We start from the raw sequence: 398 nt of genomic DNA, 5'->3' as shown, positions 1-398 counted from the left end.
GGTACTGGTCGCGCTGGGGGTGGATGAACTCCCATTTCGCCTGGTTTTCCGGTGAGACGGAGCTGAACTCCGAAGCCAGGACCTCGCGGTACTGCTGGTCTGAAGTGAACGGATTGGCGTAGGGCATGGTGTCGTGATGGCCGCCGCCGGCAACTGCGGTGCCGATCCGGACGTCCTTGGGTGCAGCCCAGCGCAGGGTGTCCTGCTTGGCAAGCCCCGGGGGCTGCGGCCTGTCATTCCCGCCGGCAACTGCGGGCAGTGCCGTGGGGAGGACGAGCGCTGACGCCATGACAGCGGCAGCGACTAATTTTGCAACCTTCATTTAGAGCTCTCCTTTGAGTACGAGCGATCCGCGGGTGAATTCCGAATCGAACCGTTCCGGAAACTTCCGGAACAAC

Annotated in this window: 1 pseudogene; it reads right to left on the bottom strand. The window is 62.6% G+C overall.

Annotation, left to right across the window (positions count from 1 at the left end):
* Window positions 1-322, bottom strand: a pseudogene (locus AC5RWX_RS34410) (endo-1,4-beta-xylanase); the annotation flags it as partial.
* Window positions 323-398: the final 76 nt, after the last annotated feature.

This window comes from Arthrobacter sp. SPT-J7, from assembly GCF_059089965.1.
Note: the sequence above shows the minus strand (reverse complement) of the source record. Positions and strands in the feature narration are given on the sequence as shown.